Annotated in this window: 7 protein-coding genes and 1 pseudogene; 3 read left to right on the forward strand and 5 right to left on the reverse strand. The window is 51.1% G+C overall.

Features of this window, described 5'->3' with window-relative positions:
- Positions 1-23: 23 nt before the first annotated feature.
- Positions 24-638: a DUF3275 family protein gene (locus ACOZ42_RS08550; protein ID WP_426345015.1), complete on the reverse strand. Its 615-nt coding sequence runs from the start codon at positions 636-638 to the stop codon at positions 24-26.
- A gap of 411 nt (positions 639-1,049) precedes the next feature.
- Entirely contained in the window at positions 1,050-1,748 is a 699-nt protein-coding gene (locus tag ACOZ42_RS08555) for a DUF3577 domain-containing protein (RefSeq protein WP_426345016.1), read from the reverse strand.
- A 386-nt stretch (positions 1,749-2,134) separates the two neighbouring features.
- Between ACOZ42_RS08555 and ACOZ42_RS08560 the strand changes: the two are divergent.
- Together ACOZ42_RS08560 and ACOZ42_RS08565 are read left to right on the forward strand one after the other, a co-directional pair.
- A pseudogene (locus ACOZ42_RS08560) lies at positions 2,135-2,676 on the forward strand (tyrosine-type recombinase/integrase).
- Between the two features lie 282 nt (positions 2,677-2,958).
- Positions 2,959-3,981 (forward strand): hypothetical protein, encoded by a 1,023-nt coding sequence (locus ACOZ42_RS08565; protein WP_426345017.1) that lies wholly within the window; start codon positions 2,959-2,961, stop codon positions 3,979-3,981.
- 566 nt (positions 3,982-4,547) lie between these two features.
- Here the strand turns inward: ACOZ42_RS08565 and ACOZ42_RS08570 are convergent.
- The 3 genes from ACOZ42_RS08570 to ACOZ42_RS08580 form a co-directional block, all read right to left on the reverse strand.
- Positions 4,548-5,635 (reverse strand): IS3 family transposase gene (locus ACOZ42_RS08570; protein ID WP_411762154.1). Its coding sequence is split into 2 segments (ribosomal slippage): positions 4,548-5,383 and positions 5,383-5,635, totalling 1,089 coding nucleotides; the frame shifts between segments, so codons are not numbered across the junction.
- Positions 5,636-6,393: 758 nt separating this feature from the next.
- Positions 6,394-8,820, reverse strand: a complete 2,427-nt coding sequence (locus ACOZ42_RS08575) for an AAA family ATPase (RefSeq protein WP_426345018.1) — start codon at positions 8,818-8,820, stop codon at positions 6,394-6,396.
- A gap of 327 nt (positions 8,821-9,147) precedes the next feature.
- Positions 9,148-9,582 carry a C-terminal helicase domain-containing protein gene (locus ACOZ42_RS08580; protein ID WP_240688297.1) on the reverse strand — a complete coding sequence of 145 codons (435 nt, stop codon included), beginning with the start codon at positions 9,580-9,582 and terminating at the stop codon, positions 9,148-9,150.
- 297 nt (positions 9,583-9,879) lie between these two features.
- Here ACOZ42_RS08580 and ACOZ42_RS08585 point away from each other — a divergent pair, with 297 nt between their 5' ends.
- The gene (locus ACOZ42_RS08585; RefSeq protein WP_426345019.1) at positions 9,880-11,088 is read left to right on the forward strand and encodes a tyrosine-type recombinase/integrase; all 1,209 of its coding nucleotides are present in this window, start codon (positions 9,880-9,882) and stop codon (positions 11,086-11,088) included.
- The last annotated feature ends 9 nt before the right edge of the window (positions 11,089-11,097 follow it).

Below are 11,097 nucleotides of genomic sequence, written 5' to 3' on the forward strand. Positions count from 1 at the left end.
TTGGGCGGTTTAGAAATGAGGGTTTACTGGGCAAACCAGATTTGTTGCTTCGCATCGAAACGGTAACCATGACGTTGGCCAAGTTCAGCTGCTTGCCGTCGTAGCAGCGCACGTTCTACAGTCGCATCAAGTTTGATGGGCTCTCGGTTGGCAATGGCACGAAGCATTTCTGCGTCAAGCAACCCATCATGCTCTCCCTGCGTAGACTCCAGTGGCACAGAATCCAAAGACCCTGACTGGGGCTTCCCACCCTTATTAAAGTGGCTAAAGTCTTTTGCGGTAGATGGCGGGGGTACTGACTTTTTAGATGCTGCAACCCGTATAGGTCGTTGCTCGTCAATGGGGTCAGGCTCAGCTTGCTCATGAGCAGTCGATAATTCGGCCTGGCTCTCAACTTGTAAATCGTGCAAACGCGCACGAATTTCTGTCACCCCTTTGCCAAACGCGATGTATTGCGACAGATAGATTTCACTAATCCACACAGTTGCCTGGTACTCACCTTCCTCAAACTGATCCAGGAGTGGGTCTTTGACCTTGAACTCACCAAAAGCAGTTGAAAGGTCTGCAACGCAGAACGCACCATTTCGACTTTGCCGAATCCGCTTTACGCGCAGCTGCGCTCCATCTATACGGATCATCGTGATCTCCTTCAGAAAAACAGGGAGACCACATCCAGCCGGAAGAGATCTCCCGGTGGGGTGTGAAATGAAAGTACCCGTTCAGCTTACGCCGGACGGGTACAGGGGGGCTTGAATGGTGGCCATCCAACTTGCGATCGGATAGTACTTTAGAGCACGTGAGGTTCCAGTTTGAACGTGCAATTCAACGGACGTACTCGTGTCAGATGTACCCCAACTCTATACAGAGCGTTCACGTTTCAGGGGTTGACGTGTCGTGCCCGAAGGCGACCAGGTTATTCAAGTGAAACCTGAAAACACTCGCAAAACCGAATTAGTTTAGTCGCTAATTTTTGCAGCATCAAGGAGAAGAAAACCCTCGCACAGCCCCCAGTGGGAACAGTAACGAGGGTTTTGATGAGGCATTAAAAATTAAGCAACGCTCTGATGGGCATAACTTGCAGCGTATCGAAGCGCACTACTTGCTCCATATCCTGCTTGATATGCCGCAGCGCCTTGGTTCACGGGCACCGGAGTGCTGTTGAACTTTGGCGTTGCTGTACCTTGAGCGCTCTCCTGTGGTGCTTTATTTTCAGACTGGTCTTGCTCAGGCACATCCTGAGAAGATTCATCATCGGTCGAGGAGTTCTGCAAAGGAGCATCCTCCTGAAAAGGAATGTTATCCATACTGGACTCTTCTTGCAATTCACGTCGGAAAATATTAACGCCATCAACAGTGACACTGTTGATCAACAACAGACGTCCCTTGATAAGTGCGGCAGGCTCTTGCTCGCCAGTTGTACGTCCCTTCTCATCGCGAAGGTTGCGCATGTAGACGTGTGTGTAGATATCACCCACACGAAACGATACGAAAACCTTACGTTTCGCCTCAACATCACCCATGAGCTTTTCCACCATTTCAATGGCTTCGCTCCCAGAGACCCGAAGGTCAAAGTAGGTGTAGTCAGGTTCATCAGTATTTCCACGCACGGCGGAAATCGAGCAAGCAAGAAAGGGTTGTGCCTTGCGGCCAGAACCTTTGGTTTCAACCCAGCGTACGCGGTTCAGATAACCGAGACCGTTAACGTGAAGATTGAAGTGGTTGGAAGTTTGAGCGGAAGCGGTCGTCATGATGGTGAACTCCAGAAAAATGGACTGGAGGAACACGCACCCACCCAAGAGCCGAATGGCCTGGACAGGGAAAGCGGGTTCCCTGTCCGGGTAGCAAAGAAGAAGATGTACTCTGGTACTGCCTAAGAGGATCAGTACGTGCGTCTTTCAAGAGTTGAGACGCCGCTGTGGGGTGCCTTATGGCGATTCACGTAGCAAAGTTATCAATGAGCAATGATAAAGTCAATAGCACGACTGATATACGCTAACTCAGGCTTGGTTTGGAGGCGCCTACTGATTTGGCCTCAACAGCCCCAGAGCGTCCGCTACCGGCCTTGGATTCAACCGGTCGAAAGCATACTGTTCGTTGGCAAAAATGGGGGTTCCTTTCATCGAAGGAGAATCCCATGAAATTGGATCTAAATGAAGCAAAACCGTTCTTTCCTTGGAACAAGGGAGGCTTGTTGGCCAAAAGGCTCCGCTGAACCTGAAAGAAATCTGCGCGATCCGCATACGGCTCCAGCTATCTGAAAAAGTGCGGGATCTGGCGCTATTCAACCTAGCCATCGACAGCAAATTACGTGGCTGCGATTTGGTCAGCTTGCGCGTTTTCGACATTTCACAAGGGAAGATCATCTACCCACGAGCTATCGTCATGCAGCGCAAGACACATCGACCTGTGCAATTCGAGATTAATGAATCGCCGCACCTGTCTACGCGGCAGTATGCACGCATCGTTGCCGGTTGGGTCAAATCGATCGGTTTAGACCCTGTGACATATGGCACGCACACTATGCGTCGAACCAAGGCGAAGCTTATCTACCGGCGAACGAAGAACCTTCGGGCCGTCCAACTATCTCTTGGACATACCAAGTTGGAGAGCACAGTGCGATACCTTGGCATCGAAGTCGACGATGCGTTGGAAATGGCAGAGCAGACAGAAACGTGAGGTTTGCTTACAATTGGACAGCGCATCTATCCAGATTGTCGCTGTTCGGCCACCTTCCGCCGTTCAGATTCGTCATCATTCGGATGCTTAGGCGTTGTCTCTGCTTCGGTAACCGGCCATCGGACTGTTAATAGTGCAGCATCCCCGTGCAGTGGAGAGGGCACCTGCTGACCAGAACGCGGCCGGGATCGATAACTCGCTTCAATCGGTAGTACTTCCTTGATCGAGAAAAAGTTGGCTTGGGTGATAATGCATAGCTCCTATCTCGAAAGGTCCCTCATCATGCTCAATCCCATGTTAGTACAGTACTTAGTCGGCCTGTGTTGTCTTCGCTACGATCCGGACGCAGTTGAAGTCACAATCGGTGACATGGTTTTGGATGAGGCCGCAGAGAAGGAGCGGGACGTTGACATCACAGTCACAATCGTCGACGAAAACGGAGAAATATCGGCGTTTAAAGCGTCGGAGGTAAAGCACGAGGGTAAACCGCTTGATGTTGGTGCTGTAGAGCAGTTGATCCTCAAACTAAACGACATGCCTAAGGTGACGCATAAGGCGATATTTTCAACTTCTGGATATACGAACGGCGCTCGTAAGAAGGCCGCTTCGCATAGCGTCGATCTCTACACACTGCAACCTTGGGAAAATCGAATTGAAAATGATTTTCCAGATTTCCCTGGCGTTGGTACACCTAGAGAATTTCTGAGTCATCTTTCGAGTAGCCTCTTGTGTTGGCCGCAGTGCAAATTATCCATTACAGGTGGTCCCGGGGCTCCGACGTCTTTTACCATTAATGAGGAGGATCGAATTTATGCCCATAACGGGTCTGCACACCAGGCGTATCCGACGTTTGGTGCATACCGACACGCACTTTTGCTGAAATCCACAGAGATCCTTTACAATCTGGAGCCTGCACAGACTATCCTTCATACGTTTCCCTACGGGTTGCACGAGCAAGGTGACTTATTTTTAGGTCCCGCATGGCCACACACGCACACATTGGATGTGCGCGCAGACGAGGTCTACGCAAATGTTGGCGAAGGAGTACCTTTTCGATTAGATTCAATCACTATATCTGGCCATCTCCAATGGCAGCGTCGGAATCCAAAAATTGAATTCAATATTTTGAGGCGTGTCACCGACAATGCTGTTTTTGCCGGTGCGGCCGTAGCTGCCCATGGCGTCGACGATGAAAAAATGTTCGCGATGATTTTTCCAGATAAAGGCCGTGAATTAGGAATTCATCTTTTCAGCATTTCTGAAAAGCAAAAAAATATGATTCGTAAGTTGAAAATAAAAGGCTAGCAGGCGTCAGAATTCCAGCTAACTCGGCCTTGATCGATGACACGCATGACCGCTTCGGTGCCAAAAAGAGACAAAGCGGCATGCCATCGCCGAACGGCAGAGAAGGGTCGAAAGCAGCAATTCATGACAGGCTATTTCCGGCCAGAAGCAGTCGGTGGTGACCGGTGAAAGCGGTCTCTCAAATTAGAAGTGAGCGGCCTGCGGGCTTTTCGCGCAGGTCCGCCCGACTGACAGGTTATGCATCAAATTAGCCAAGACCTAATGCCTTCAACTTTTCTATATAAGGCAACATCAATGCTTCGTCTGGAACGGACACCCAATCTGGAGGAGTAATAGCCGCAGGAGCGAACACATAGAGGTTTAGGCAACCCTTCGCGCCACCAGCACGATAGCGATCGACTTCTGCGCAAATAACTGCATGGTAACCGAGCTCCTTCGCTGGTGTTATGACCTCGTTGATCCATAGGCGCGTAAAGTTCTGCACCTCCTGGTGCGCATGCGCTCTTTCTTTTATGGAAGTGGAACGGTAATCCCCCCATTTTTAGCAATTGCCAGAAGTAGGCATGCTATGCGGCCATGGCCAACCGCTGTTTTGGGGTAACTCCGCCCAAGGCCATATTTGGGCGCTCATGATTGTATGACCACATCCACTGCGTGGCGACGCGCTGAACGTGATCCAGATCGTCCCAGTGATACTGGGACAACCATTCGTATCGAACGGTTCTGTTGAACCGCTCAACGTAGGCGTTTTGTTGCGGCTTGCCCGGCTGGATGTATTCGAGCTTGATGTCCCATGCGCCCGCCCATTCTACGATGGCTGTGCTCAGGTACTCCGGACCGTTATCACAGCGAATGGCTGAAGGCTTGCCTCGCCATCCGATGATCTGCTTTAGTGTGCGGATCACCCGTTCAGAGGGCAGCGAGAAGTCCACTTCGATACCCAACGCCTCGCGGTTGAAATCGTCGATTACGTTGAGTACGCGGATGCTGCGCCCGTCCGCAAGTTGATCGTGCATGAAGTCCATCGACCAGACCTGGTTGATATGCGACGGTATCGTTAACCGCTCAGGAGCCTGCCTAACCAGACGTTTTCGGGGTTTGATCCGCAGGTTCAGTTCAAGCTCGCGGTAGATCCGATATACACGCTTGTGGTTCCAGCCAAATCCTCGCACATTGCGCAGGTACAGGAAACATAGTCCAAAGCCCCAGCTGCGATGGTTGTCGGTCAGACGCAGCAACCAATGGGCGATCTCCTCGTTCTCGACGTCGGTCTTGGCGACATACCGATAGCAGGTCTGACTGATACCAAACGCCGCGCAGGCCAAACGCACGGATAGGCCTCGGTCTTGTACGGCACGTTGGGCCATCTCGCGGCGACGAGATGGCTTTACCACTTTTTTTCGAGTGCCTCCGTCACAATCTCGGCCTTGAGCTTCTCCTCGACATACATCTTGCGTAGCCGCGCATTCTCGGCTTCCAGCTCCTTCATGCGCGCCATCAGCGACACGTCCATGCCGCCGTACTTCGAGCGCCACTTGTAGAACGTCGCTGAGCTGATGCCCAGCTCCCGGCATAGCTCCGGCACCGCCAAGCCAGACTCCACTCGCTTGATGGCCTCTATGATCTGGCTATCTGTGAATCTTGATCGCTTCATGTTGTAGAACTCCTCAATGAGAAAATTCTACTTCTGACTGCATCGCTTTTGTGGGGGGATTACCGAACTATCATTCGCTATTTTTTGGAGATGTCCAAGGCGACTTCCTAGTTCCTGATTTTTTGTATGCAGGCGAAGAATTTCTCCCGTAGAACATGCGTCAATCCAGGTCTCAAAGCTCTGCATGAGGACATGGTGTCTCGCAATATCTTTCTTAATGAGACGCGTCCAGTGCTCTTTAGTAACATCAGATTTCTGACGAAGATCGAGCACCTTTGCCGAGTCTACGAGCTTAGCTCTGCATAGGCCTCCGCAAATTTCGCCAGCGCCTCGAGCCAGTTGCATGTCCTTCGTTAATGAAATGAATGGATGCGGATGTAGTTCGGGCTTGTACTTGGGAGTTGTGGGCGGCGTAGCCCACTCCAAGAAATACTCTTCAGTTCCGTGATACCAATAATCGATCTCTCCAGACATTTTCTTCCTCTTAGCTTCGCCCATAGCGGTCATCCGATTCACAAGATAATTTAGATCGCAAGGCCTGCGGGATAAACAGGACCGTGCGGGATATTATGAAGACTGAATTCTCCTAGAGCCGGCGTAAATCATAGGCCCTCAAGGGAAGACCTGTTCAAAAAATCTAGGCATATAACTCCGCAAAACCTCGTTAACTAAGTCAGCTTTCGACCCGTTACGGCCATGCGGCATGGAATGATTTATTTGGCGCTTCGCTCAGGCAATCGGCTATTGGGAGCGATCCTTTAGCCTACTCGCTCAGGCTCGCCAATGCTCTTCAACAGAGCGTTGTATTGCACCTTGTCGGCAGTGTAAATCTTATCCAAGACATAGTTAGCTACCTTGGCGATCTCAGGAATCTCCACGGGCTTAAAACCTCTATCTGGGACCGCCTCCAGGTGGGAAAACTCGTTATTAAGCCGATTAACCAGTGCAACTGCTGCATCTTCCTCTTCCCCAAAGAATTTCTTAATCCGTTCAAAGGCGTCGTTTTTATCATCATGATAGGGGTACTTGAAGAACAGAAAGGCTTCGAGAAATTTCCGCAGGTTGTTGCCAAAGCCGAAAAATGGTTCATGGCTATCTGCTGCGGCAGCTTGATCTTTGCATTTGTAGATTTGATGAAAGAGGTAGTGAAACTCAGTTATGTAGTCTTTGAGATAAGACGGCATGAGCAAGATGTTGCTTGAAGCGCCGTTGCGCTCGATCATGAAATGCTCGTGGTCATCGACACTTTTCGTCCTGCCTTCACCAGCAGGGATTTTCTTCTTCGGAATAGACAGGCGCTTGAGGTACTTTAAGAAGTCCAGATTATGGGTGGATATAAAAAGCTGCTTGTAGCGGTAGGCGTTTGAACCATCAGTATTCTTGATCGGCTTGGCAATCAAACTCTCAATTAAGCTGAACATGAAGAAGATATGATTTCCGTCTAGACTAGAAATTGGATCATCAATGTAGATGATCAGTTCTTTGCCTTTGCTCTCAGGTTCTTCTAGCTTGGCAATAAAATAGCAGAAGGCGATCAGGCTGCACTCGCCTTCGCTGAGGTTGTACGCGGCTTTGCCGTTTCGCGTGATTTCAAACTTGACAGTGGCGTTGTCTGCGCCGTCGCGGGCCTCAAGCTTGATACCATCATGGCCGAAGAAGTTGTTGAGCAGAGAGTTGACTCGCTCGGCCCCCTTCCGCTCATCCTTTTGCTTGGCTCGGAAATTTTGGACTTCTGCTTCCGCGTCACGGATCTCTTTTTCCGCGTCCGTATAGGCCATGCCTGCCGTGTCGGCGCTGGTCTTGAGGGTAGCTATGCGGGCAATCTCCTTGCTATAGGTGATCGCATCAATAAACGCGAACACGTCGATCAAGCGAAGCGCATCTCTGGCAGCAGTCTTGTCTTTTTCCAGGGTCCTTGTCTTGCCGTTGCTCGTGACGATCAGCGCATTAATGTCCTGAACATGCTTCTCGATCTCTTTGGCGTCGTGCGAAGGGGGCTTCAGAAGCACGAGCTGGAACAGATTGTTTTTTCGAGCCTCAAGCGACTTCTTCAGGAATTCCAAATCTTTTTTGTAGACATCAAGCGCTTCCGACAGTGCCTTGCTGCTCGCTTCAAACGTAGTACGCTCATCCGCATAAAACTGAGCACCTGTGAAGGTAATGAGCCCAGCAATGGATTTTATCTCGTCCATAACCGACGCTATAGCAGCATCCAAGGCAGTTTCTAAGTCGCCCGACTCTTTGCTGAAGTGCTCGTCCAGCACTTGCCAAATGTCGTGCGGCAAGTCTTGTTGGCAGAAAGCACAGGTATCCCGTTTGTCCCGGTGGTGTCCGATACCTTGTTTGACCCATAGCTGCAAAGCGCTGTCCTTGAGCAGTTCTTCAATCGCTTTGGTAGGCGTTATCATCTTGGACAGAAGAGGTTCAGCAGTGGCCCTCAGCGACTCCAGCTTGAGGGTGATGGCCAGAGTGCCTTGAATGTCAGGTAAGGCTTCCTGCTTGAGCAAGATGAGTTTGCTTGCTTGCTCCTCAGGGGTCAGTGCGATGAAGCCGGGCTTACTGGTGGAAGCAATGTCGCGTTTGATGTGGTCGATGGTGTAGACGGGCACGCGGTACAGGGGGTTCTTCTTGATTTTCTCAGCAGCATGTGAGCGCAGCTTCTGTTCCAAGCCCTTCAAAGCCGTGCTGTGGGCTGTCTTGGTGCGATCGCGCTCTCTCTTCTTGGCCTCCAGATCAAAGCGCAGTCCAGCCTTGCCCTCCACACTACCAAGCTTGGCCTCGAGAGCAGCAATGGCGTCGTCAATCTCTTTGTTCTGCTCACCGACGATGGCGAAGGTCTTAATAACGCCTCCGATCTCCTGACTGACCAGGAAGCTCAGGTTGTCGGTCACGAAGTCGCGGTTGTAGACCCGCACGTCATAGTTGTGGGTCAGCAGTTCCGCATCGGTGACGGCACCTTGCTCACCAGTCACGATGAAGGATGAGTCAATATAGTTCAAGGGTAGTTTGCGCGTTTCCAGAGCACGAAAAACACGAGAGAGAGTCGTCTTGCCAGAGTAGTTGCGTCCGTAGAGGATGTTCAGACGCTGGAAGAACTTGACGTTTTTGCCGCTGTCCCGAACGGTCTGTTTCCACTCCAGACCTTGGAAGCTACCAAAGCTTGCTATGTCTATCTGATTAATCACCGGCCCAGTCCTCCTATAGCGCCCCTCAGGCTGTTCGACACTGAATGTTGCTGCAGTCTACAAGGCTCCCTTTGCCTAAGGCAATGCCTTACCGGCCAAGGAGCATTTCCCTTCGATAATCGAGTGACTGGTTAGATAGTGGGTCGACGCCTGGACGTTCACCGTAGCCACACTTAAACGTCGATTTGTGGCCGATTGCAGCCAAATCCTAGTAGCCGGAACCGCCCCAAATTGGAAGTACGATGTGAAAAGCCCGATAGCTGCTTTGCAGGAGTTGCTTTCAGATCCGTCGGCTATCACCCGACTTGAACCATTTGCCCTCCTTGATTATCGGAGCGATTCAATAAGCATGATCACTGCGGCATCACTCGTTTGCAGCGTCGTTACAGCTTCTACAACATCAATTTCTGTCTCACGCTTGCCCTCCAGAATCTTCCACACAGCCTCATCAATCGTGTCGGGTATAAGCGGGACGATAACCATCACATCCCGCTGCTGGCCCATTCGATACGCCCTATCCTCGGCTTGGCGCATAAGCGCCGGGGTCCAGGGCATAGAAGCAAAGGCCACGTAGTTAGCAGCAGTCAGAGTAATCCCAACACCCGCTGCCATCGTGGTGCCGATGAACACCCTGACCTCGGGGTCATCCTGGAACATATCGATTGCCTTCTGCCGCTTGGTCGCAGAGTCAGCCCCAACCAGACGCACGGCCTTAATGCCGGCCGCCGTGAAGGCGTCATGCATGGCGTTGACTGTGCTCATGTACTCGCAAAAGATGATGATCTTATCTTCAGCCTGCAGACCTTCAACCGTTTCAATCAGGAATGGTGTTTTGAGCGTTTCCAGGCACAGGCGCAGAATATTGAGTGATGTAAACCGGGGTCAACCAAGCTCAATTTTTATTATAAAAATCAATTAGATAACGTATTTCCTAGTCAACCAAGGTCTACCTGCACTCACCAGAATCAAGCACCAAGTGGTGAGTACAATGGTGAGTATAATGCTCAATAAGCAGAAATTCTCTGCGGCCAGTGGTGAGTACATTTAGAGGAAGACGTTATGGCAGTACTTACAAGCAAGTCAGTTAGTGCAAAGCTCAAAGGACCACCCGGACATTTTGCTGATGGCAACGGCCTATACCTTGTAGTACCAGCCCGGGGACGCTCCTATTGGGCGCTGCGCTTCACGACCAACGCTAAGCGCAAGCAAATGACGCTGGGTAACGTGGATGACCTGTCTCTTGCTGATGCACGGCTAGCCGCTGCTTTACAGATGAAGCAGCTTCGTGAGGGTCTGGACCCTCTTGTTGAAAAGAAAAGAGCCAGCTATAGCGACATCAAATGTGTTGATGACCTGTTCAACGACTGGCACGAAGGCAACGTCAAGCGTCTGAAGCACCACCACATCCCCTTTCGGGTCTACACCAAAGAAATTTCACCTGTCATTGGGCAAATGAAGCCAGATGCTGTCACGGGCCGCGACATCAGGCAGGTCTTGAGAAACATAGCGGAAAGCAATAGACCGAGCACCGCCAACGATGCGTTGATGTACTGCAAGCAACTGTTTAACCATGCCGTCAAGCTGGATTTGATTGCCAGCAACCCGGCCAGCGCCTTCGCCGTAGACGATGCGGGCGGCATAGAAAAAAGCAGAGACAGAGCGCTCACCACCGAAGAGCTGGCCTTCATCTTCAAGATATTCCGGGAAGAATCAGATAGCTTCACCCGGGACAACTACTTGGCCTGTGCGCTCTTGGTCTTGCTCGGAGTCAGAAAAGCCGAGCTAACTGAAGCAAGGTGGAGCGAGTTCGATCTGGATGAAAAGGTTTGGTATCTGCCTCAGGAGCGCAGCAAATCCCGTGTAGCCATTGACATCCCCCTGCCAGACCTGGCTATCCAATGGCTGAACGAACTCAAGGTGCGCGCTTTTGGTTCCGCTTATGTCTTCCCTAACAGACGAGCAAGCAAAATGCCCCACATGGGCTCGGACACTTTAAATCGGGCGATATCCAAACTGTTTGGGAGAGAGCCAGGAAGAGCAGTACAGCCTGAGAACAAGATGGGTGATCTTGAACACTTCACCGTCCATGACCTGCGACGCACGTGCCGCAGCCTGTTGGCCTCATTAGGGGTGCCTGGCCATGTGGCCGAGCGATGCCTTAACCACACACTGAAGGGCGTGGAGGGTATCTACAACCGTCACGACTACTTCAATGAACGAAGGGAGGCGTTGGAACTACTGGCCAGAAAACTGGCGCCGTTGATGTGAGGCTTATGT

Source organism: Alcaligenes sp. HNGD-HTN06 (genome assembly GCF_049932565.1).
Classification (GTDB): domain Bacteria; phylum Pseudomonadota; class Gammaproteobacteria; order Burkholderiales; family Burkholderiaceae_B; genus Alcaligenes; species Alcaligenes ammonioxydans.